This is a genomic window from Alteromonas sp. MTD1 (assembly GCF_042848195.1).
GTDB lineage: Bacteria > Pseudomonadota > Gammaproteobacteria > Enterobacterales > Alteromonadaceae > Alteromonas.
On sequence record NZ_BTGG01000006.1, the window covers coordinates 269,239 to 293,221 of the forward strand.

The 23,983-nt window shown below is 43.7% G+C and carries 19 protein-coding genes; 12 read left to right on the plus strand and 7 right to left on the minus strand.

The annotated features are described in order from the left end of the window. The first annotated feature begins 279 nt into the window (after positions 1-279). From ACGHAV_RS10235 to ACGHAV_RS10245, 3 genes are all read left to right on the plus strand, one after another. Entirely contained in the window at positions 280-1,302 is a 1,023-nt protein-coding gene (locus ACGHAV_RS10235; protein ID WP_390380006.1) for a LacI family DNA-binding transcriptional regulator, read from the plus strand. Between the two features lie 171 nt (positions 1,303-1,473). Next, positions 1,474-2,718 (plus strand): MFS transporter, encoded by a 1,245-nt coding sequence (locus ACGHAV_RS10240; protein ID WP_390379954.1) that lies wholly within the window; start codon positions 1,474-1,476, stop codon positions 2,716-2,718. Continuing rightward, complete coding sequence (locus tag ACGHAV_RS10245; protein WP_390379957.1) at positions 2,715-4,250, plus strand: trehalase family glycosidase; 1,536 nt, start codon at positions 2,715-2,717, stop codon at positions 4,248-4,250. The genes ACGHAV_RS10240 and ACGHAV_RS10245 overlap by 4 nt, the downstream gene beginning before the upstream one ends. Before the next feature lie 10 nt (positions 4,251-4,260). On the opposite strand, the gene ACGHAV_RS10250 is transcribed toward ACGHAV_RS10245, so the two are convergent. Then, the gene (locus ACGHAV_RS10250; protein WP_390379960.1) at positions 4,261-6,051 is read right to left on the minus strand and encodes a diguanylate cyclase domain-containing protein; all 1,791 of its coding nucleotides are present in this window, start codon (positions 6,049-6,051) and stop codon (positions 4,261-4,263) included. A 164-nt stretch (positions 6,052-6,215) separates the two neighbouring features. Continuing rightward, positions 6,216-7,100, minus strand: a complete 885-nt coding sequence (locus ACGHAV_RS10255; protein ID WP_390379962.1) for a DMT family transporter — start codon at positions 7,098-7,100, stop codon at positions 6,216-6,218. Between the two features lie 169 nt (positions 7,101-7,269). On the opposite strand from ACGHAV_RS10255, the gene ACGHAV_RS10260 reads away from it, so the two are divergent. Next, complete coding sequence (locus tag ACGHAV_RS10260; RefSeq protein WP_390380009.1) at positions 7,270-7,773, plus strand: HAD family hydrolase; 504 nt, start codon at positions 7,270-7,272, stop codon at positions 7,771-7,773. On the opposite strand, the gene ACGHAV_RS10265 is transcribed toward ACGHAV_RS10260, so the two are convergent. Then, positions 7,770-7,928: a hypothetical protein gene (locus ACGHAV_RS10265; RefSeq protein WP_390379965.1), complete on the minus strand. Its 159-nt coding sequence runs from the start codon at positions 7,926-7,928 to the stop codon at positions 7,770-7,772. The two genes, ACGHAV_RS10260 and ACGHAV_RS10265, sit on opposite strands and share 4 nt — an antisense overlap. An 82-nt stretch (positions 7,929-8,010) precedes the next feature. Between ACGHAV_RS10265 and ACGHAV_RS10270 the strand changes: the two genes are divergently transcribed. After that, positions 8,011-11,895, plus strand: coding sequence for an ATP-binding protein (locus tag ACGHAV_RS10270; RefSeq protein ID WP_390379967.1), 3,885 nt, complete (start codon positions 8,011-8,013; stop codon positions 11,893-11,895). On the opposite strand, the gene ACGHAV_RS10275 is transcribed toward ACGHAV_RS10270, so the two are convergent. The 3 genes from ACGHAV_RS10275 to ACGHAV_RS10285 form a co-directional block, all read right to left on the minus strand. Then, a complete protein-coding gene (locus ACGHAV_RS10275) occupies positions 11,892-12,215 on the minus strand; it encodes a DUF3392 family protein (protein WP_334014441.1) in 324 nt (107 codons plus the stop codon). The two genes, ACGHAV_RS10270 and ACGHAV_RS10275, sit on opposite strands and share 4 nt — an antisense overlap. A gap of 121 nt (positions 12,216-12,336) precedes the next feature. Beyond that, on the minus strand, positions 12,337-13,254 hold the full coding sequence (locus ACGHAV_RS10280) for a sugar phosphate isomerase/epimerase family protein (RefSeq protein ID WP_390379970.1): 918 nt from the start codon (positions 13,252-13,254) through the stop codon (positions 12,337-12,339). A 24-nt stretch (positions 13,255-13,278) separates the two neighbouring features. Beyond that, positions 13,279-14,286 (minus strand): LacI family DNA-binding transcriptional regulator, encoded by a 1,008-nt coding sequence (locus ACGHAV_RS10285; protein ID WP_390379973.1) that lies wholly within the window; start codon positions 14,284-14,286, stop codon positions 13,279-13,281. A gap of 367 nt (positions 14,287-14,653) precedes the next feature. Between ACGHAV_RS10285 and ACGHAV_RS10290 the strand changes: the two genes are divergently transcribed. The 7 genes from ACGHAV_RS10290 to ACGHAV_RS10320 all read left to right on the plus strand — a co-directional run bounded on the left by ACGHAV_RS10290 (position 14,654) and on the right by ACGHAV_RS10320 (position 22,338). Then, positions 14,654-15,808 carry a Gfo/Idh/MocA family protein gene (locus ACGHAV_RS10290; RefSeq protein WP_390379976.1) on the plus strand — a complete coding sequence of 385 codons (1,155 nt, stop codon included), beginning with the start codon at positions 14,654-14,656 and terminating at the stop codon, positions 15,806-15,808. A gap of 75 nt (positions 15,809-15,883) precedes the next feature. Continuing rightward, a complete protein-coding gene (locus ACGHAV_RS10295; RefSeq protein WP_390379979.1) occupies positions 15,884-16,951 on the plus strand; it encodes a sugar phosphate isomerase/epimerase family protein in 1,068 nt (355 codons plus the stop codon). A gap of 27 nt (positions 16,952-16,978) precedes the next feature. Beyond that, positions 16,979-18,196 (plus strand): nucleoside permease, encoded by a 1,218-nt coding sequence (locus ACGHAV_RS10300; protein WP_390379982.1) that lies wholly within the window; start codon positions 16,979-16,981, stop codon positions 18,194-18,196. Continuing rightward, positions 18,189-19,127, plus strand: coding sequence for a hydroxypyruvate isomerase family protein (locus ACGHAV_RS10305; protein ID WP_390379985.1), 939 nt, complete (start codon positions 18,189-18,191; stop codon positions 19,125-19,127). Before ACGHAV_RS10300 ends, ACGHAV_RS10305 begins: the two co-directional genes overlap by 8 nt. Positions 19,128-19,171: 44 nt before the next feature. After that, complete coding sequence (locus tag ACGHAV_RS10310; RefSeq protein ID WP_390379988.1) at positions 19,172-20,857, plus strand: GMC oxidoreductase; 1,686 nt, start codon at positions 19,172-19,174, stop codon at positions 20,855-20,857. Then, on the plus strand, positions 20,857-21,474 hold the full coding sequence (locus ACGHAV_RS10315) for a gluconate 2-dehydrogenase subunit 3 family protein (RefSeq protein ID WP_390379991.1): 618 nt from the start codon (positions 20,857-20,859) through the stop codon (positions 21,472-21,474). The genes ACGHAV_RS10310 and ACGHAV_RS10315 overlap by 1 nt, the downstream gene beginning before the upstream one ends. 102 nt (positions 21,475-21,576) lie before the next feature. Continuing rightward, positions 21,577-22,338, plus strand: a complete 762-nt coding sequence (locus ACGHAV_RS10320) for a DUF1080 domain-containing protein (RefSeq protein ID WP_390379994.1) — start codon at positions 21,577-21,579, stop codon at positions 22,336-22,338. Positions 22,339-22,362: 24 nt separating this feature from the next. Here ACGHAV_RS10320 and ACGHAV_RS10325 read toward each other — a convergent pair whose 3' ends face one another. Beyond that, positions 22,363-23,511, minus strand: coding sequence for an iron-containing alcohol dehydrogenase (locus ACGHAV_RS10325; protein WP_390379996.1), 1,149 nt, complete (start codon positions 23,509-23,511; stop codon positions 22,363-22,365). Positions 23,512-23,983 lie beyond the last annotated feature (472 nt).

Consider the following 23,983-nt stretch of genomic DNA (forward strand, 5'->3'; position numbering starts at 1 on the left):
AACAAAATGCAATCGATTGCAAATTTATTATTGTATGTTGTTAACAAGGTTTTACGTGTATGCAATGTAGGGTATATTGGTGTAGGACGTTGAAGGGGCTTTCTTGGCTAGCGTTACGTTTTTGTGGTTGAGCCAGTCGCTAAACTGAAAAATAATCAATACAAAGCCTGCAAAGCTAATGCAGCGCCCCAACAAATATGCAGGACAGTATTATTCAGAACACTATTATGCAAAACAGTAGTATTCAAAACGTAGCACCGATCATTGAGACAACCAACATTGGCATCTGAAACTAAACTTACACTGGCTAAGCTAGCAGAACTTGCAGGGGTATCTACCTCTACAGCATCGCGTGCGCTTAACGACAACCCGCTTATAAAACAAGAAACACGCACTAAAATTCAGGCTCTAGCAAAAGCGCATAATTTTAGTGTGAATGCCGCGGCTAGTCGCTTACGTACGCAAAAAACAAATGTGATTGCCGTTATCTTGAATTTAATCGATAACACCGAACAAAGCACCACCGACCCATTTTTATTGAAGCTTGTTGGCGAATTAAATCAAGCGCTCAATGCCAAGGGCTATGAGTTGCTACTGTCTAATTCCTTTATGGCAAGCGACGACTGGGCAAACTATTTCATCCGCAGTCAGCGTGCAGATGGCATCTTGGTAATAGGTCAAGGAAAGTCAGACGAAAAAATTGAACTAGCAGCGCAATCGGGAGTGCCTATTGTGGTGTGGGGCGATGCGAAAACCGAAGCTACCTATCCGGTTATTGGTGGTGATAATTTTTCAGGCGGTTATAGCGCTACTAAGCACTTACTAACTCAAGGCGCTAAGCAAATTATTTTCTTGGGCGACCCTGAACACGCGGAAATGCAAGAACGCTATAGAGGGTTTTTAAGAGCCCATGAAGAGCACGGCATTCTGCCAAGCGAAAATGCCGTTTGTGCTATCGATATTACGTCAAAATCAGCCTATCAATTTATTAACGATCGCATCAAAGCAAACGGGTTAGATTTCGACGGTATTGTTTGCGTTAGCGACATGGTGGCCTTCGGCGCATTAAAAGCCTTGAAAGAACGGTACGTTGGCATACCCAGTGATGTAGGTATTGTGGGGTACGATGACATATCGCTTGCAGAACTTATGCATCCATCGTTAACCACTATAAAGCAAAACACACAGCAAGCCGCTGAGTTAATGGTGGCACAGCTTATTAATCAGTTAGAGAGAAAGCCTACTAGCAGTCAGGTGGTAGAAACGTCGCTTGTTGTTAGGCGTTCAACCAAGCACGACTAAGCTCTTTAGAACTTAAACAAACGTGTTATGTTAGCTTTTAAGAAGTATTTGTTCTTTTTTTATTCCTCTTAATGGCCTTTTGGTGTGTAATAGTTGCTAAATGCAAACGTTTGCATTTTGTGATTCTAAATACTACACTCCAGCCTGAATTAGTTAACAGAGTGTTTACACATGTCGCGTTTGTTGGTTATTGCAGCTATTGCTATTAGTTACTACGTCTTTGCCATACTACTTAACAGTGTTGGTACCGTTATTCTGCAATCTATCAACAGCTTCGACATTACAAAGCCGCAGGCCAGTACGTTAGAAGGGTTTAAAGATCTCTCCATTGCGGCGGTTTCTTTTCTGGTTGCCAGCTTCATTCCGCGGGTAGGCTATAAGCTTGCCATGTTGCTTGGTTTAGCGCTGGTGGCTGTAGCCTGTGCACTTACCCCCAGTGTTGCTAGCTTCTGGTTTATAAAACTACTGTTTGCCTGTATCGGAACTGCGTTTGCGCTGGTTAAGGTATCGGTTTATGCCATTATTGGGCAGCTTTCCGCGTCTACCAAAGCCCATTCGTCACTAATGAACACCGTAGAAGGCATATTTATGCTGGGAGTATTGTCGGGATACTGGGTGTTTGCGTGGTTTATCGACCCCACTAACGACGCGTCACTTAGCTGGCTTAATGTGTACTACTTATTGGCGGCGCTAGTGGCGCTTACCTTTGTGATAGTTATGCTGGCGCCAATAAAGCCGGTGGAAAATGCACAGGCAACTAGCGCATTTACCGCGTTTGTAGACATGCTTAAACTTGCCTATAAGCCACTGGTGCTTGTTTTTATATTCTCTATCTTTTTGTACGTGCTTATCGAGCAGGGCATTGGCTCGTGGTTACCCACTTTCAACAAAGAAGTGCTGGGCCTGCCAACGCAAGTTAGTATTCAAATTACCAGTATCTTCGCCATTGCGCTGGCCGTTGGTCGCTTGACCGCAGGGGCTGTACTTACTCGAATGCATTGGTACCCCTTTTTAAACATATGTCTAGCAGGTATGGCAGTAGTTATGTTGCTAAGTCTGCCTTTGGCCGAGAATGTTGCTGGTGAAGACATTTCTCATTGGTTTGATGCGCCACTAGCTGCTTTTTTAATTCCATTAATTGGGTTAATGATGGCGCCCATTTACCCCGTTATAAACTCGGTTATGCTAAGTGCCCTTCCTCAAGAAAAACACGCGCCCATGACGGGACTAATAGTAGTATTTTCTGCGCTTGGTGGTACTACTGGGTCTATTGTTACTGGTTTTGTATTCGATGCGGTAGGCGGTCAGCAAGCATTCTATTTGTCGCTTGTTCCTATCTCCATTTTGGTGGTAACGCTCTTCTTCTTCAAAAAATCTTCGTCTTCACTTGCCGTAAAAGGTACGCAAACACTATGAGTTCTTCATCACATAATTGGCAGGCGTGTTTAGCCTTTTATGCCAGCGATCTATTTCGCGACGTTCAAATGGCAAAGCTGTTTCCAGACAGTAAAACCTTTGCCGATGCAATTGTGAAAACCAGTTTGCAGCAGGCAGTGGCCGCCTATCAAAATGAACTTAACCGTTGCAAAGAAAACGAAGAAACCATCGATTTAGCTGGTTTTGTTCAGCAGCACTTTGCTTTACCCAGTTCACAAAATGCAACGTCGAACCAAGTGTTTTCAAATGCGAGCGAGTACATTGACCATATGTGGGATGTACTAACCCGTGCGCCTGATACGCAGTACAAAGGTAGTCTAATCGCGCTTTCTCGCCCTTATATTGTGCCCGGCGGTCGTTTCAGAGAAATTTATTATTGGGATAGTTATTTCACTGCCTTGGGTTTACTTGATGCGGGGCGAACCGATATTGCCGTAAACATGCTAGAAAACTTCGTTGATATCTTAAATGAAGTGGGCTGTATTCCTAATGGAAACCGCGCGTACTATTACTCGCGCAGTCAGCCGCCAATGCTTGCACTATTTTTTAATCTATTAAAGCCGTATTTATCAAGTGCGCAAACCCAATACGTTATAGAAGGTTTGAAGAAAGAATACGCTTTTTGGATGAAGGGCAGCGAAGACTTTGCCGTATTAAGTTCAGGCAAACAAATATCGGCATCGCTGCGTGTTGTAAAAATGCCGTGCAACACGTTGCTAAACCGTTACTTCGATTCCGAAACTACGCCAAGACCAGAGTCGTATAGTGAAGATATAGAAACCGCTGAACACATAGGTGCGAACAAAGACGAGTTTTATCAACACATTCGTGCCGCATGTGAGTCGGGTTGGGACTTCAGCTCAAGGTGGCTACAGCAGCCAAATGAACTAGCCAGTATACGCACCACCGAAATAGTGCCTGTAGATTTAAACTGTTTGCTTTACACCTTAGAAGATACGTTAGCTAACGTATGCACCGGTAGCGACCAAGTATTTTATAAGAAGGCCGCAAAAGGCCGTGCGAAGGCCATTAATACTTATTTGTATCATGAAGAAAAGGGCGGCTACTTCGACTATCACTACCCTTCAAATAGCCAAACTAATGTAGTGTCGGCAGCGATGACAGTGCCTCTTTTTGTTGGAATAGCTAGCCATGAACAGGCCGCGCGCGTAAATGCAACCGTGTGTGATAGTTTGTTAAAAGCGGGTGGAGTTGTAACCACCACGCAAAGCACTCCTCAGCAATGGGATGCACCTAATGGTTGGGCGCCGTTACAGTACTTTACCGTTCAAGGGTTCTTAAATTACGGTTTTGAGGAAAGTGCATTCAACATTATGAAGCGCTTTAACAAAACCATAGATAACAGCTTCGAAGTAAATGGCGTATTGCTTGAAAAATACAACGTGTGCCAGCCTGAGGTAAAAGCAGGAGGCGGTGAATACGACGTACAGCTTGGGTTTGGTTGGACAAACGGTGTGTATACGCGCTTTCAAACACTACTAAAACGCTAATGCCAGCTACTTAATGCTGGCGTTGGTTCATGCCTAACGACACCACCATGTCATCTAAAACAGCGTTAAGCCCCTCTATTTTTTCATGGGAAATAAAAATGCTCATGCTCGATTCTACATTTAAGTGATCGGCCGTAGCATCGGTTTCAAAGGTAGTGTTCAACGCGCTTTGCACCCTTTCAAAGAACGTGCGAGCGCTGCGCTCTTCAATATTGTGCAAACACAGAATGAACTGTTCGGTGCCAAAACGCCCCAAAATATCGTTACCGCGAGTGGCATTTTGCATAGTCTGTGAAATTTTTCGCAATACGCTATCGGCACGAGTAGATCCCAATTGACGGGTAATTTCCCTTAAGTTGCGTACATCAAAAATGGCAATAGCGATGGCACGGCTCTCTTTAGGCGCAGGCAGTTTGTTTATGCGCGCAATAGCTGTTTCGGCGTTAAGTAACTGTGTGGCGGGGTCGATAGCTTTGCTGGCTAAAAACTTTCTACGCAAAACAAAAGCGATAATACCGCTTAACAATGTCATTATTGCGCCAAGTAGATACAGCGTATTAGTGCGGCGCTTTTCCGCGGCTTCTATTTCTGATTCCAGCGTGTAAATTTTGTTGTAAAGCGTAGCCGAACTAAGCACCCTTGCCGAGTCTTGCTGCTTTACAAATTTTCTATCCACTTCTTTGGCCAGCGCTGTGGCGGCAACTTTAGCCTTCTCAATGTCACCCAACGCCAAATACAGCGATAAGTTGAAAGACAAGTAGTCTAAATTCGTACGTAAACGCGGCGGAATGTAGTTCTCCCCTTGCTCAAAGCCTTCAATGTAGTCTTGCAAGCAAGGCAAATTGTTGTCGTACAAACACACCTCAGTAGCATGCCAGTTATAAAAAAGCTGACCTAGCGAGCTAGATACCGCCGATAGAGCCTCTTTGAAATCGGCAAGAGTAAAAGCGAGCTGCTCGTAGTTGCGCGTTTTACGATAGTAAAACGACAGCGCGTACTGGTAATGATAATTTGTAAGGGGCGTGTCTATAGTGCTGTTTAATCGGCCATATTCCAAAATACGCTGATATGCTTCATCGGTTTGCCCACTGCTTAACAGCGACACAATAGCGCTTATTAAAATACTTAACTTATTACTGCCTTCATATACCTGAAGCCCCATTTCGTGGGCTTTTAAATATTGCTCTGCCGCTAATGAATGTTGCCCAAGGCTGCCGTAAAGCAAACCAATAGAATTATGAATGTGGGCAAGTTCACCCGGGCTGCCAACGCCAGAATAACGCTCCAGAACGTTAAACATTTTGCCTAGCCTTTCACCAACATCTGATGAAGCTGAACAATAGGTAATGAGGTTTAACGAAGAACTAGTAAAAATGTCACTGTGATGTTGTGGCGACGACAACGTTTGCGCTTCGTTATAATACTCACACCGTTTAGGGTTTTCTTGCGCATCGTAAACAAAACCAATTTGATAAATCGCAGACGCATAGGCGTAAGAGGTTTTATCAATATCGTCTTGAGCAACTTGCTGCTGAAGTAAACTAAGCGCGTTGGCGTAGTCGCCTCTGCAAATAAGAAATTGGCCCTTTGCTACCGATAGTGCAAATCGCTGTCGCTGAGTTAGCGTGTCTTGTGATAGTAGGGTTTCAAGTTCAGGAAATAGGGCGTCGTTGGGGCAATCGTAAGTGTGCGCACGCATTTTTGCTAAAGTAGCATCAAAATCTTCATTAGCACTTGCGGAAAAACTGAATGCAAGAAAGCTTGCAAGTGCCCAGATTATAAAAGAAATAAGTAAGCGCATGGTTAAACAGAGTTGTCACTTTTACTTCATAATATCGGCTTGCAGCAAGAACTACTACCGAACATCGCTAAAAATGCGCTGTTTTTTGTGTCTAAGTGTAACAACTTGGCTGTTTTACAGCCATTATTCTCACGAGCAGTACAGACGTTAAAACCGCGTTCGTACTAATGTGTTGGTGGTGAACCATAGCTAACAAGAATACCTACGCCAACCAGTGCGATGGCCGACCACAACACTGTAGCCTTGGTGGCTTTTTCGCCCAGCACCCACGCAACGCCTAGCGACATAAGTGCACTAGTGGCAATTAGCGTTTGTACTACCGCCGCCTTTGCATAGGCAAAAGCGAACATTTGTAGGTAAATAGCGGCGGTGGTGCCCAACAATGTGGCCAAAACAAAGGCCGGCCAAATGCGCTTGCCGTTTTCAATAACAGGCATGTACTTGGTTTTGGTAAACGCAATAAAGGGTACTACAAAAAACATGCCGCCAATTAAGCGCAAAAAGGCAGCACTAGCGGCATCTATTTCGCCTGCACTTAAAATGTCGCGGCTAACTACTGCGCCAACAGCTTGGCAAAGTGCAGCGCCTACGCCATACAAATAACCGCTGGTTGCAAACACATGGGTGGTACTGCGTTTGCGCGCTTTTATCACCATGTCTACCGACAGCAGCACAATGGCAACGCCTACCCACTGCTGCCACGTAATCCATTCGCCAATAAACGCCATGGCAAACAATGCGGTAAAAAGTGGGGCTAAGGTTTCTGCTACTAATACCGCTTGGCTGTCACCAATACTTTGTAGCGCCTTAAAAAAGCAGGTGTCGCCAATACCAATGCCTATAAAACCGCTTAATAATAGCCATAAAACAATATTGGTGGTTAACCCCATAGGCTGAATAAAAAGCAGCACTACCGCCAAAATGGCAATAGAAATTAGGCCTTTCCAGAAGTTCATGGTTAGCGGCGAAAACGCGTTACCTGTTCCGCGAAATAAACGTGCAGCAATAGCCCAACAAAGGGCAGTACCTAGCGCAGCAAAAACACCCATTAAACACCTGAAATTATGTGCAATTAAAAAGAGCGGCTATGCTAATGCATGCAATTACTGGGGTAAACTTAATTTATATTTGTGAGCTTCATAAACCCATAGCAGTTAAGCAGCGTAAATATATGCACAAAACATTTCAAAAAATAAAAAGCAGTACAGAGGTAAAGTGATGAACTTAACGGGTATTAAAGGCGTAATTTTCGACTTAGACGGTACGTTGGTAGAGTCGAGCTTAGACTTTACGAAAATGCGCGCCGATGTTGGTTGCCCACAGCACGAAGACATTCTTACCTTTGTAGATGGCATTTCATGTGAAACCACCAAAGCCAATGCCCATAACACCATTTTGCAGCACGAACTAGAAGACGCGCAAAACGCCAAATGGTTAGATATTGGTAAAGAAATGGTTGAAAAGGCACAGGCGCAAAACCTGCCTATGGCCATAGTAACCCGCAACTGTCGCCAGGCTACTGCCATTAAGCTTGCCAATAACAATATACCGATAGACTACGTATTAACCCGTGAAGATGCCCCCGCCAAGCCCGACCCAACGGCGCTATTAATGGTAGCCAATACATGGCAGCTTCAACCTGAAGACTGCCTGTATGTAGGCGACTTTATTTATGACCAGCAAGCCGCCGAGAATGCTGGTATGAAGTGGTTGTTGGTTTAAATTTTAATTGCATCTCCATCTGGCGGCAGGGGGAGTTCTGGCAATATGGTTTCGCTATGGATGACGATAACCGTTTGATTGTATGCTCCACCATATACATTAGTATAATCTTGCTCAGTCAGCTCTTGCATATGTTTTTCTTGTTCGTTATTCATATTTAATACTCTCTCAAACTATTTGAAATTAATTGCTTTGTTTAGCGCTTAATAAAGTAGTTTATTTGCTGGACATATGGATATGCGGAAAAGGACAGAAGTATTTGTCGTCAGTCTCGCCAAGGTTTTTGGCTCATTTTTACTATTTTTTTCATTACTTTACTCAAATAGCACATTTGCTTTTGGTGCAACTCTTCAAGGGAAAACAAAGTTCTCAGGTATACCCTCTGGAATTATAAGGGATATTGAGGTAATTGGAGATGCTACTTATATAGCTTCAGAGAACGGTGTTTTTCGTATACTGGGGAGTCATTCCGAACTTATTCCATTTGGAGATAAACGAGAGCGGCGGGGAACACTTTCCGACTTATATTTTGATAATCAAAATACACTGTGGTTGGTGGAATACGGTGTTGGCGTTTTTTCGAAGAATTTAATCACTGGTGAGACAAAAGAACATTTCACACAGGCTTTGTGGCCTAAATTTGCTTGGAAGATTGTTGAATCTGAAAACTATCTCATTGTCTCTTTGATCAAAGGTTTTTTGGTTGTAGACAAATATTCAGGCGAAGTTTTACCTTGGGGTAAAGTTTTAGAGGGAGTCAAAAATGTATTTTCTATCGCAAAGGTTGCTGAGCATCGTGTGATGCTTTCATCTTCTAATTTCCTTTTCATAATTAATTTAAAAGACGAGGAAATTAGTAAGTATGCTATTTCTGAATACTTTCCTAAGCTGTCTTCAATTTCTGTTGTCTCAATTTTTAAAGATCACATCTTTATTGGGGGAGCAGAAGGAATTTACAGAATCTCTTCATCGCTAGACACTGCGACAAAAATTTTCTTTCCTATCGAGAGAACGGGAGAGTCGGTTCACGATATTGACGATATATTCTTTACTAAAGACGAAAGGATTTTAGTAGCCGCGGGTGGGCTTTATGAGTTAAACGATGAATACATATCCGTACCCAATTACATGGCTCCTTTACTTAATAGTGAGAGTATTAAAAGTATTGTCAAAATAAGTGAAACTTCTCGCGGAGAAGTTCTTTTAGCTTCTTCGCAGCTTGGTCTTATAGCTCTTACTCATAACCACAAATCAATTAACTTAGTTCATGAAGGGAACGTCGTCTTAAGAGAAAACATTAAAAGATTTGGTACGACCATAGATGGAAGAGCGTTTGTAACCACCAATAAAGGAGATAAAGAACTTAGCCTAAGTTCTGGTGAAGTCTCTGACTACGTTGATACAGGTATTGATTGCGAAACGATTGAAACTGTATCTCTAAGATACCCGGTTACAGCGTTGCCAAGTTCTTCAATCGATTGTGGCGACGGTTTTAAATTTAAATTTTCAGATGGTGACTCTGCTTTTCTTTATCATGAAAATGGTGAAGAAAGCTATTTCACGATTTTGAACAGAGGAGGTGTAACCGATAGATTACCTGCGCCGCCAAATGTGGTAAATGCTTTTCTTTCTTCTTCCGGAGAAATAGTCGGCTTCGACTCGAGCAACTCTGTCTTCATGCAAATGACCCGGTTCAATTGGAGAACCTTTAGTCCCAATGCTGAAGGATGGGGAAACATTCATTGTTTAATTGAGTACGGAAATGAATATCTAGTCTGTACTTCTGGTTATGGCATTAGGTCAATTAATAAAAATACCGGGGAAGTAGGGTCGTCAAAAATTTTAGAGGGCGAGGATGTTCGATTTATTCGCGGAGGCATAAAATCTGATGATGGTCATCTTTGGTTTATCACAAATATGGGCCTCTACTCCTATTCAACAGACGGGGATTTAGCATTATATTCTGAAGCACAAGGGATTTTTGATAGTGACTTTGAATATGGTGGAATTGCACAACTTGGTAATAAAGTCGTCGTCTTAGGTGATAGGTACTCTTATATACTTGATGAAGATAAAGCGATAAGTTCTTCTTCAAAAGCCCTCAGAGATCTGGGCGAAGTTATAATTTCAAAGGTCACGATAATCGACTCACAAGGTGATGTAAAAATTCTTTCATCGCATGCTTTAACAGCAATGGAGCCTATCGAGCTTGAGCATGATTTCAATGAACTAGAAATAGTTTTTCAATCTAACAACTTATTGCCGCCCAAAGTTCAAAATTTAGAGTTTAGGATTTTAGGTTTAGACGATACGTGGAAAATGCATCCTAAGTCACAAGCTTATCTCTCATTATCTGAACTTGATTACGGTGACTATCAGATTGAAGCTAGACTACCTGGTGAATTAAATGTGGTTGCTAAATTTGCATTTAAAGTAATGAAGCCGTTTTATTTTCAACCGCTTGCTATTAGCCTTTACTTTATCTTATTCATTGTTGTTAGCGCGATGTACCGTTTAAATCTTATTCAACCTCGCTGGAAGCAATTCCAAACCACCAAACTCTACAAAGCCCTTACACGCTACGAAATAACAGACGGCCAGTCTAAGTTTGAGAAAATGCTGCGAAGTAAAGAGTTGGTTATTAGTGATATCACTCACGAATTAAGAACACCTCTTCAAATTATTAAAAGCACTATAGACGAAGTGGGTGATTCACCTGTTCAAAAGGTTAAAGCTATAACCAGTATTGAACAAAATATGAAGCGAATTGAATTACTTATCGACCAACTAAACGAAGACCTTCCAATAGCCAAAAATAAACGAGAAAACTACCGTGCTTATACCGTAGAGGCAGCGCGCATGATTGTGTATTCACTCGACCCTTTGGCAAATCAAAAGCGTCAGAACCTTGAAATAAGAACGCGTGGAAACAAGGAATTAAGTATTGCTTTGCTTAGCGATAGCTTAGAGAAAATACTGACTAATCTTGTTCAAAATGCCATTAAATATACGCCAGAGCATGGCAACATTCGCGTGGTTGTGTCACTTGACAGTAAACACTTAAAGATAGTTGTTTCAGATAACGGTCCAGGTATCCCTAAGCATCAGCAATCGAATATATTTAACCGTTTTACACGAGGAAAAACACAGGAAAACGGAGAAGGTATAGGCCTTTCTATTGTTAAAAGCCTCGTTGATTTAAACCAAGGAAGTATCACTTTAGACAGTGAGGGCGAAGGCTGTAAATTTACAGTCATTCTGCCAGTAGATGACATTGAGTTTATCAATAGTCAGTCGCAAGTAGACCTAGCAGATGATTCTCAAAAAAGAAGGAAATCATTGCTTATTGTTGAAGATGACAGAGAATTCAGGACCTTCTTATTTGACTTGCTTTCACCAAAGCATCGGTGTTTGGTAGCAAAAAATGGTAAACAGGCGCTAGATGTTTTAAATCGTTTTATGGTCGACCTTATTATCACCGATCAAATTATGTCAGAGATGGATGGGCTAGCGCTTGCAAGGGAAGTACGAAATCATAATGTACACGCCAATACTCCTATACTGATGCTTACTGCGAAAAACGATCGCGAAACCGAGAGGCTTGCTATCGAAGAAAAAATTGATTATTTCCTGACGAAACCCGTATCCAATGACGAGATAAAACTTCGTGTAGAGCACTTACTCTCTGTTCGCGAAAGTCAGCAGGGCAGCAAGGTTAGCAGCGATATTCCGGTGTTCAAATACGGTTGCTTGAAGATCCCTGAATTTACTAACGAAAAAGATATGGCGTTTTACCTTAATTTTATCGCTGTATTAGAGAAGAACTACCACGAAGAAACGTTTAGTAGGGACCAAGCGGCGGAACAACTTTTGATGAGTGGAAGAAGCTTGAATCGTAGAATGGCCGAACTGTTCGAATATAATTTCAGTGAATTCCTATCGCGCTATCGTGTAGAGAAATCCATACCTTTGTTATTAGAAGGAAAGACAACTCTTGATACGTGTTTAGACGTGGGGTTTGGTACGGCGACGTATTTCTCAACGTCATTCAAAAAAGTAATGAAACTGCCGCCTAAAAAGTACATCGAGCAATATCATAAAACAGCAGTCGAACAGTGCTAAATATACCTTCGCCTTTCCGCCAAAAAGCCAATTAACATAAACGAGGCTACATAGCCTGCGCCTTGGTACTGCCAAGGCAAGTAGGCTATTACATGCTTTAAAAAAGGTGCACCGTATAGGGTTAACGCACCATAACCAAAAGCACACAGCACCACGAACAAACTTACGCGAATAATAAAATGGTAGGGCGCTAGTATGCGCTTTACATGGCCGTTAATAATATCGCCATATACCACTAAAATAGTGGCCATAAGCATTATGCTCATTTCGGTGTAGTAGGGGCTTAGTGCGCGCGAAAGGGCGCTAAATAATTCACTCATAACGTACTGCGTTTATAAGGTTTTTAAAAGACGATAAAAGCATGGTAACCGCTTCTGTTTTTTCACAAAAGCGGTTTTTTAAAAGGGGGAAGGTAGGTTTTTGGTGCTGGCAGAAAAGAGTTTACCCTTTGCTTATTCCATTATTTAATGCACTTACTGCTTTATAACCTTGCTCTACCGTGGCAATTCGGTCGGTGGTGTGGTCGCGCTCTACAAATTTGTGTTCAACACCGGCCAGTTCGCCATGGGCAAATATGTCTTTAAAATTAATGGTGCCTTCACCTACATCGGCAAAGCCACCATCTTCTGCCAAGTCTTTTACATGCCATAGCTTAAAGCGGCCTGGGTAAGCTTTAAAATAGTCTACCGGGTTCTTACCTGCTTTAACTGTCCAGTAAAGGTCTAGCTCCATGGCCACTAGGTAAGGGTCGGTTTGCGTAATCAGTACATCTAGCGGTATTTGTCCGTCGCGGTTTTCAAATTCAAAGTCGTGGTTGTGATAGGCAAGGGTAATGCCTTCCTTTCTGCAAGCTTCGCCTATGTTATTTAGTTTTTCAGCCAGCGCTTGGTAAGGGGCAATGCCTTCGCCACGTTCCGCGCTGCTTAACCAAGGCACAACCAAATACTTATGGCCAACGGTTTGGGCATCGTCTAATACTTTATTTAAATTTGTGTCGAACTCTTCAAGCATAATGTGTGCTGAAGGGGCAGTTAAGCCGTTGTCGTTAAGCAGCTGTTTAATATGTTTTGCGCTGTGGTCGAAATACCCAGCAAACTCCATTTCGGTATAGCCAATGTCTGCCACTAATTTTAACGTTGCAGGCACACTTACTTTCATAATATCTCGCAACGTATAAAGCTGAAGCCCTACGGCATTTGCAGAATTTGAATGCATAACGGCGCTATCCTTATGACTATTAGCCAACACCATTGGGGCACTTAATGATGCCAGCGCACCACAGGAATATGTCATAAACTGTCGCCTTGTTAGTGCAGCGTTTAGGCTATTCATTGGTGTATGGTGTTGTTTTAGGTTCATGGCGATGTCCTTGTGCTTTTATAGTTAGCGTGGTGCGGCTACACCAGTGCTCTCTCTTACAATTAATTCAAACGGCAAAATTACTTTAGGTGCTTTCTTAATTTTGCCGTTTAGTAAATCGACCAATAGCGTTACCGCTGTTCGGCCAAACTCTTCCGCAGGCTGGGCAATGGTTGTTAGCGGTGGGTCAACAAACGCTGAAAAGGCAATGTCGTCGAACCCTGCAACCGAAATGTCGTTTGGTACCTGCAAGTTGGCTTGTTTAAATGCTTTCATAGCGCCAATGGCGGTTTCATCGTTTTCACAAAATACAGCGCTTGGCCTGTTCGCTAGTTCGCTAATAGTAACCCCTGCGTTGTACCCGGCTTGTAAGGTAAAGTCGCCGTCAAACAATAGGCTTTCATCAAAGGTAATGTTCGCGTCGCGCAGGGCATCCTTGTAACCGTTGAGGCGCTCTTGTGTTAACGGGCTAGAGTGCGGGCCTTTAATCATGGCAATACGTGTATGGCCAAGCGATATTAAATGCTCTGTCATGGCCTTTGCGGCAGCGCGATTATCTAAACTCACCACAGGGTATTGCCCGTCTTCAATAACTTCACACGCGTTTACCATTGGCAGTAAACCGTTGTCGTTTATCATGCTGGCATCGAAAGGGTTGTGTGCACGCAGCTGAATAAGACCGTCGGCTTGCGACGTACTTACCATTTTGGCGTAGTGGTTTTCTATATCGTTATTACCAAGTGTGTTAGCTAGCAAAATGGAATAGCCCAGTTCGGCAGCAGCTTCTTGCATTCCGCTTATAACCCGTGCAAAAAACACATTCGCCACGGTAGGTACCAGCACTACCAAATTGTGCGTTTTACCCGACCTAAACTTAACCGCCATAAGATTTGGCTTATAACCCACCGCCTGTACGGCAGCCATAACTTTATTGCGCGTTTTCGGCGACACCCGCTCTGGTTGTTGTAGTGTTCTCGACACCGTAGCCACAGACACGCCAGCGTTGTCTGCTACATCTCTAATATTTGCCATTTACTTCAATCGTATGGTTAACGCTTGTGCACATTGTACCCTTAAGGCTTTTAGTTTCTGAATACTTCAATATTTCTTCACTACAACAATATGCCATGCATTTTAAAATGTAACCGTTTTCATATTTGGTAAAGAATACCTACTTTTTCATCAATATCAAATGCAAGATGTAGTTTATTTGTAAAAGCTATAGGCTTTCGTGGTTGCTTTTATTTCCGTATTTTCTGTTGCTAGCAGGTTAAAAAGGTCGATATGTAAATTATTCTTTAACAGTTTGCTGCGTTTCGTGTTGACAATACAAAATGTAACGGGTTACATTTTAATGCATTAAGTAAGTCAACATGCAACAGCGTGAAGAGGAAAAACAATGCAACCAATTCGAATGGGAATGATAGGCGGCGGCGAAGGTGCATTTATTGGTGCTGTTCATCGTCATGCAGCAGGCCTAGATGGTCATTATCAATTGGTGTGCGGTGCGTTCAGTCGCAATGAAGACAACAATGCACGAACGGGCAAAAGCTTAAACGTTGAAGCTTCTCGCTGTTACGCCAGTTGGCAAACCATGTTAGAACAGGAGCTTGCATTGCCTGAAGAACAGCGCATGCAAGTAGTGGTTATAGTTACTCCAAACAACCTTCACGTTCCCATTTCTATCGCCGCGATAAAAGCGGATTTTCATGTATTTTGTGAAAAGCCAGCAGGCGTAAGTTTTGGCGAAGTGAAAGATCTACAAGATGTTATTCATGCCAATACCAGTCTTTATGGGTTAGCGCACACCTATTTGGGGTATCCCATGGTATGGCAGGCGCGTCATCTAGTTACTAGTGGCATGCTAGGAAATATCCGCAAGGTATACGTGGAATACCCTCAAGGTTGGCTATCGGCTGAAGAAGAAACCCATAACAAACAAGCGCAGTGGCGAACCGACCCCGCTATTTCAGGGGCAACGGGAGCAATGGGCGATATTGGCACCCATGCGTTTGGCTTAGTTGAATTTGTATTAAGCGACTCGGTAACCGCGCTTAGCGGCGAACTGTATACCCACGTTGAAGGCCGTCGATTAGACGACGATGGCGCAGCACTTATTAAAACAAAGAAGGGTGCTACAGGCGTGCTAGTTGCCTCGCAGGTTTGTGCAGGTGAAGAGAATGCGCTGAAGATTCGTGTTTATGGCGACAAAGGCGGTTTAGAGTGGCTGCAGATGCGGCCCAATTCAGTTATCTACCGTCCTACCGATGCGCCTTACCAAGTATTTAGAGCTGGGCAAGGTAATGTGGGGCTTTGTGATGAAGCGTCTTCACGTTGCCGCACGCCAAGTGGTCATCCAGAGGGGTATCTTGAGGCCATGGCAAATTTGTATACCGACTTTGCCAAGGCTATTCGAAGTGGTGATTCTGGCAAAGCCGAAGGTGTACCGGGCATTAATTCAGGCCTGCGCGGTATGGTGTTTATTGACGCTATGCTGGCCAGCAGTGGCAGTGATGTTAAATGGACGCCGCTTAGTGAAGAAGGCACGAACTAATGCGTTACACACTAGAGCACTGCAATATTGGCAAGCCATCTGATAAGCAAAATGAACTGAAAGAAGGGCGGGAACATGGCGAATAATCAACAAGCAATTAAAGGCCCTGCTATTTTTCTAGCACAGTTTATGGGCGACAGTCGTCCATTCGACACCTTAGAAAATATGGCTACGTGGGCGGCATCGTTAGGTTACAAAGGTATTCAAGTGCCTACCGACCCTAAGCTGTTCGACCTAGAAAAGGCAGCAGAAAGCCAAGCTTATTGTGACGACGTTGCTGAAACATGTCGCAAAGCTGGCGTGGAAATTACCGAGCTATCTACCCACCTTCAAGGGCAGCTAGTGGCGGTGCATCCCGCTTACGACGAGCTTTTCGATAATTTTGCTCCCAAGCATTTACACGGAAAGCCGCAACAGCGTACCGAGTGGGCTATTAACCAGCTTAAGTGCGCCGCAATTGCCAGCAAGCGTTTAGGGTTAAAAGCACACGCTACCTTTTCAGGTGCGCTTATGTGGCATTTAGTTTATCCATGGCCTCAACGTCCGTCTGGTTTAGTAGAAAAAGGCTTTGCTGAACTCGCAAAACGCTGGAAGCCAATTTTGGATGCGTTTGACGAGGCCGGTGTTGATGTTTGTTATGAAATTCACCCTGGCGAAGACTTGCACGACGGCGCGTCTTTCGAGCAGTTTTTAAAAGCGGTAGATAACCATCCTCGCGCCAATATTTTATTCGACCCCAGCCACTTTGTATTACAACAACTCGATTATCTCGATTTTATCGATCGTTATCACAGCCGTATAAAAATGTTTCATGTAAAGGATGCCGAGTTTAACCCTAACGGTAGAAATGGCGTTTACGGTGGTTACCAAGACTGGCAAGAGCGAGCTGGGCGTTTTCGTTCGCTAGGCGACGGGCAAGTAGATTTCAAAGGTATTTTTAGCAAGCTTACCCAATATGGGTTTCAAGGGTGGGCAGTACTTGAATGGGAATGTTGCTTAAAAGACAGCGCCCAAGGTGCAGCAGAAGGGGCGCCGTTTATTGCATCGCACATTATTGAGCCAAGTAAGTATGCGTTCGATGACTTTGCTGGCGGTGACGTAAGCGAAGAAAAGAATAAACGTATTCTAGGGATAGTGCGTTAAGCCAAACGCATAAGGAAAACAATAATTATGATTACCCTACGACTCAGCATCATGATGTTTCTACAGTTCTTCATTTGGGGCGGCTGGTTTGTCACGCTTGGCACCTATTTGTCGAACACACTTCAGGCGAACGGCGGCCAAATAGGCATGGCGTTTTCTACCCAAAGTTGGGGCGCTATCATTGCGCCTTTTATTGTGGGGCTTATAGCAGACCGTTTCTTTAACGCAGAACGCATTTTAGGTTTGCTGCATTTGGTTGGCGCAGCGCTAATGTACTTTATGTATCAGGCGAGTGATTTCGCCAGCTTCTATCCTTATGTTTTGGCATACATGATTGCCTACATGCCCACTTTAGCGCTGGTAAATTCGGTGTCGTTCGGGCAAATGGACGACCCATCAAAACAGTTTGGGAAGGTTCGTGTATGGGGTACGGTCGGCTGGATTGTGGCAGGACTTATGATTAGCTATGTTTTTTCATGGGATTCCGCACAGTCTATTGCCGACGGTATGCTTAAGAACACATTCTTACTTTGCAGCATAGCGTCTTTGGCGTTAGGTGTATTCAGCTTTACGTTGCCTAACACGCCGCCGCAAAGTAGTAACCAATCGGTTGGTTTGCGCGATGTATTGGGGTTAGATGCGTTAGCCCTGCTAAAAGATAAGAACTTTTTGGTGTTCTTTTTATCTTCTGTGCTTATTTGCATTCCACTGGCGTTCTATTACCAGAATGCTAACCCGTTTCTTACTGAAATAGGTGTTGAAAACGCAACGGGTAAAATGACGTTGGGTCAGGTATCTGAAGTGCTGTTTATGCTGGCATTACCGGTTTTCCTTAATCGCTTCGGCATTAAATTAACCTTAGTCATTGGTATGGCGGCTTGGGTAATTCGTTACGCCTTGTTTGCCTTTGGCAACGCCGACGACGCCTTGTTCATGCTTATCATCGGTATAGCCCTTCACGGTATTTGCTACGACTTCTTCTTTGTATCTGGGCAAATTTATACCAATGCAAAAGCTGGCGAGGCTGTAAAAAGTGCTGCACAAGGCTTAATTACCTTGGCGACTTACGGCGTTGGTATGTTAGTAGGCTTTGCTGTTGCGGGTGCTATTACCGACACTTACACGCTGGAAAGTGGTGCGCATAGTTGGCAGCAAGTATGGCTGTTCCCAGCGGGCTTCGCTGCAATTGTACTGGTGTTGTTTGCTTTACTGTTTAAATCTGAAAAGGTGCAAACAGATGCATAACGAAAATCATAACCTTACGCGCCGCAAGCTATTACAAAGTATGGCCATAACGGGGGCTGGCGCGTTGGCAGCAATGCCGGGTTTATCGGTTGCTCAAAATGCAAAAGGCGATGCCGCTTATGATAGTGCAGGGCAAACAAATACCACAAAGCCAGTACTAAAAGGCAATGTAAATCATTCGGTAAGCCGCTGGACTTATGGCGATTTGTCTATTCAAGAACTGTGTAAAACCGTTAAGTCACTTGGCTTTAATGCTATCGATTTAGTTGGCCCTGAAGACTGGCCTGTTCTTAAACAGCACGGCATCAATTCTTCAATGTGCAATGGCGCAGAAATTAGTCTAGAAGAAGGGTTTATTCACACCGAGCTTCACGATGAACTTGAGTCTCGCTACCTCAAACATATCGACCTAGTAGCAGACGCAGGCTACACAAATCTAATCTGCTTCAGCGGTAATGCTAAAGGCATGTCGTCAGAGCAAGGGTTACTAAACGCTGTTAATGGTTTAAATCGCATACTGCCTTATGCCCAGCAGCGTGGCGTTGTTATTTTTATGGAGCTATTTAATAGCAAGATAGACCATCCCGACTATATGGCAGATAACTCGGCGTGGGGTATAGAGCTATGCAAAAGGCTTAACAGCCAGCATTTCTCTTTGCTTTACGACATCTACCATATGCAAATTAATGAAGGCGATATCATTCGCACCATTCGTGAAAACCATCAGTACTTTGGTCACTACCACACTGCGGGCGTGCCAGGTCGCCACGAGATTGATGCTTCACAAGAACTGAATTACCCAGCTATTGCCAAAGCCATAATTGATACCGGGTTTACAGGTTACTTGGCTCAAGAGTTTATCCCAACACCTAAAACCGAGGCCGGCAGAATTGAATCGCTTAAAGACGCGATACAAATCTGTGATGTGTAACGTGCCACAGGCACTGCGACGAATTAAGCGATTAAGGATGTGTTATGGCAACAAATAAATACGATGCAATAGTTATCGGATCTGGCATCAGCGGCGGGTGGGCAGCCAAGGAGCTTACCGAAAAAGGCCTTAAAGTGTTAATGCTTGAGCGTGGTAAAAACATCGAGCACATAAAAGACTATCAAAACGCGCATAAGGAAGATTGGGATTATCCGCATCGCGATTTGCCTACACAAAAAATGAAGCTGGATTACCCCGTTTTAAAACGAGACTATCCACTAAATGAAAAAACCTTAGGTATGTGGGCAAATGAAAAAGAAAACCCTTATACCGAAGACAAACGCTTTGATTGGTTTCGAGGTTACCACGTAGGTGGTCGCTCATTGTTGTGGGGGCGCCAAAGCTATCGATTAAACAAAGAAGACTTTGAAGCTAATGCTAAAGAAGGTATTGCTGTTGATTGGCCCATTCGCTACGACGATTTAGCACCGTGGTACGACTACGTGGAGAAGTTCGCTGGTATTAGTGGTAATCGCGACGGGTTAGATGTGTTACCTGATGGTATTTATCAGCCACCAATGCCGATGAATATTGTAGAAGAAACGGTGGCTGCCCGTGTTAAGGAAGCCTTTAAGGGCACCCGTCATATCTTGCATGGCCGTACGTCAAACATGACAAAGGGTAAACCTGAAGAAGGACGTGTGCACTGTCAGTATCGAAACAAATGTTGGCTAGGCTGTCCTTTTGGTGGGTACTTCAGTACACAGGCATCAACATTACCTGCTGCGGTTAAAACCGGGAACCTTACGCTGCGTCCGTTCTCAATTGTAAAAGAGATCCTTTTTGATAAAGACAAGCAGCGAGCAACAGGTGTAGAAATCATCGATGCTGAAACGAATCAAACCTACGTATTCAAAAGTAAGATCATTTTCGTAAATGCATCGGCGCTTAATTCTGCTTGGGTGTTAATGAACTCAGCTACTGATGTTTGGGAAGGCGGTCTAGGTAGCAGCAGCGGAGAGCTTGGCCACAATGTAATGGATCATCATTTCCGCGTAGGTGCTTCGGCAGAAGTAGAGGGCTTTGACGATAAATATACTTATGGTCGCCGTCCTTCTGGTTTTTATGTCCCTCGCTTTAGAAATTGGGGTGATGATAAACGCGATTATTTACGTGGTTTTGGTTATCAAGGCAGCGCAAGTCGCTCGGGTTGGCGCAAAGATATCGCCGAAATGGGCATAGGTGCTGGATTGAAAGATGCCATTAGTGAGCCTGGCCCTTGGACGATTGGAATGACTGCATTCGGTGAAATGTTACCCCATCACGACAACCGTATTTACCTCAATAAGAAGGTTACGGATAAGTGGGGATTACCTGTTCTTGCCATGGATGTTGAAATTAAAGAGAACGAACTGAAAATGCGTAAAGACATGCAGCAAGACGCTGTTGATATGTTTGAAGCGGCAGGCCTTAAGAATGTGCAGGGTTGGGACGCCACTTATGCGCCGGGAATGGGTATTCATGAAATGGGAACCGCGCGTATGGGGCGCGATCCTAAAACCTCGGTACTTAATGCGCATAATCAGGTATGGGATGCACCCAATGTATTTGTAACAGATGGTGCTGCAATGACATCGGGTAGCTGTGTAAATCCATCTCTTACATACATGGCATTAACTGCTCGTGCGGCAGACTTTGCAGTGGAAGAGTTAAAGCGGGGTAACTTGTAATGGAACGAAGAGCACTATTAAAGCTTATTGCTACAGCCACGGGTACAGCCATGTTTGTAGGCAACGCGCTTGCCTATGAGAACTTACGCCCTGTGCCACTAAGCGCCACTTTATTTACAGGCGAAGATGTAGCGCTTTTCAATGAAATGGCCGAGGTGATTATTCCGCAAACCGACACTCCCGGAGCAAAAGCAGCAAACGTGGGCCAGACAATGGCGGTTCTAGTCACCGATTGCTACACGCCGCTACTTCAAAAGACGTTCAAAGAAGGCGTAGCCACCATTAATACCTTGTGCCAAAGGAAGTACAACAAGACATTTTTGCAGCTAGATATACAACAACGAGAAGCGTTATTTAACGAACTGGATGTTGAAGCAAAGGCCGCTAATTTAGCGAACCGAGTTTGGCAAGGTGTTGAAACGGGAAAACCCAGCCAATGGGAACCCGGAACAGATGAACCAACGCCGCACTATTTCACGTTGTTGAAACAACTAACATTGTACTGCTTCTTTACGTCGCAAGTAGGGGCTACCAAGGTATTGCGTTATATATCCATTCCCGGCAAATACGACGGAAACGTACCTTATAAAAAAGGTGATAAAGCGTGGGCTACTTAGGAACAAGCTGCATCTAAACAGTACAACTAAGAAACGAATAAATTATCTAACAAACAATCAAGTACAGCGTACAACAACATAAACGTATTTAGGCTTTAATAAATGAACAAAATATCAGTAGCAAAAGCATTCGTGCTGTTTTCGCCAGTCATGTTGGTTGCAACCAACGTTCACTCGTCTGACAACGATAGACTTACACGCGAACAGCAAGCTGCTAAAACAGAAGTGTGGGAACCCGTTCCCAACGCAGTATCGTTCAGTGCTAATAACGTTCCCTCTGATGCAACAGTATTATTGGGTAAAGATTTAAGCGGGTGGGAGTCATTAGAAGGTGGTGACGCCGCATGGTCGATGAAAGACGGTGTGTTAACGGTGAAACCTGGCGCGGGTGACATAAAAACAAAAGCGTCTTTCTGCGATATTCAATTGCACGTTGAGTGGATGGCGCCTCAGCCAGAAGAAGGCATGGAAGGTCAGCAGCGTAATAATAGTGGCATATTCCTTCAGCAAAGATATGAAGTGCAGGTGTTAGATTCGTTTGAGAATAAAACGTATCCTAACGGGCAGGCTGCAAGCGTGTACAAGCAAACTATTCCTCTGGTGAATGCAATGAAAGCCCCAGGTAGTTGGCAAACCTACGATATTATTTATAAAGCGCCCCGTTTTGATGGTGATGCTTTGATGTCGCCCGGTTATGTAACAGTGCTGCACAATGGTGCAGTGGTACAAAACCACACAGAGATCCAAGGCACAACAGAATGGATTGGCGCACCACAATATAAAGCACACGGGTGTGCGCCTGTTCAGCTTCAGGATCACGGAAACTATGTAAGCTTTAGAAACATTTGGGTAAGGGAGCTATAACAGCCTATTAGTTAGTACGAATTCCTAGAAAGCGTGGCGATAAATATCTTCTATTTCTTCTACGCTTAATTGCTTTGGATTGTTACGCAGTAGGCGAGTAACTTTGCTCGCCTCTATGGCTAGCTCACTTAAACAGTCTTCGGGAATATCAAAATGTTTAAGCGTCTGTGGAATGTTTACGTTTCTACAAAGTCGCTCTATAGCGGTAAGAAGCAACTGAACTGCTTCATCCTTAGTGTGATGACTTTCACATACGTTAAGCAGTTTAGCCACACAGTAAAGTTTCTCTGAACAAAAAGGCGCATTTACTTTCATTACATGAGGAAGCATAACCGCGTTACTCATGCCATGAGATAAATGAAAGCGTCCGCCTAAAGGGTACGCAAGTGCATGTACTGCACCAACACCAGCATTACCAAATGCTAGGCCAGCCATTAAACTGCCGGTGGCCATGTCTTCTCTAGCCGAAAGGTTTTCTCCATTATTATAGGCGTGTGGCAATGCATTGAAGATAAGCGTAAGGGCTTTTTCAGCTAAAGCATCAGTTATGGGAGTGGCGTTAACTGAAACGTAAGCTTCTAATGCGTGTACAAATGCGTCTATACCGCTAGCCGCGGTAATAGTCTTCGGGCACGTTTTTGTCATTTCTGGTGCCACTATAGCAACGTCGGGTAGTAAACAGTGACTTACTATTCCCTTTTTCATTTGAGTTTCGGGGTCACAAAGAATAGCGATATTGGTTACTTCAGACCCTGTACCTGCTGTTGTTGGGATGGCGATAAGAGGGAGAGTGCGCTTTTCTAATGTATTTTCTCCGAATAGCGACGACAAATTACCGGGATAATCGTAGGTTGCTGCTAAGATCTTAGCGCTATCAATGGCACTTCCTCCACCTAGCGCTATCACTCCATCTACTTTCTTTTGACGAAGTAATCGTAGTTTTTCCTCTATCACCGTTATCTCAGGTTCAGGTGGAATATCGTCAATGATGATAGCGGCGTTGTTAGGGAGTAATTGCGTAATGTGTTCTAGTAACCCTGACGAGGAAACGCCTTTATCGGTAACAATAGCGAAAGCGTGTATAGATAAACGGGACATTTCAGAAGGTAGGGCTTTTACTGCGCCTAAACCAGTAACAAGTTTCCCCGCGGTTTTAAACTCGGAAATATTCATGACGTCCTCACTATTACTTGAAACCGAATGTACTGTGTTAAATACAGCGCTTTATAGTTCACGTTATAACTATTGATAGCGTTAATGGTTAATTTTATAACTACAAATGTATAGCAATATAAGAAAGACACCAATTTACAACCGTTATAGATCTTGCAAACAATGATGAATTGGACGGTTTTTACAGCGATCTGTTTATACTTTGTGCAAACGATCGAAAAATAAGGATTTTTTTAAAATACTTGTTGACGTGAGCGCTCATTTCCCTAAAATGCGCATCCGCTTCGGGGGAAAAGCAAAACAGCAAGCCTTCTGAAGTAAGTCTCTACTACCTTTATAGGCCAGTAAAGACGGGAGTTTAGAAGAAACGCTTCAGAAAATAAATTTTCAAAAAGTGTTGACAACGAAAACTTCCAGCGTATAATGCGCACCGCACTCGAACAGGGTGAGTCACTAAGAAGCAACGGCTTCA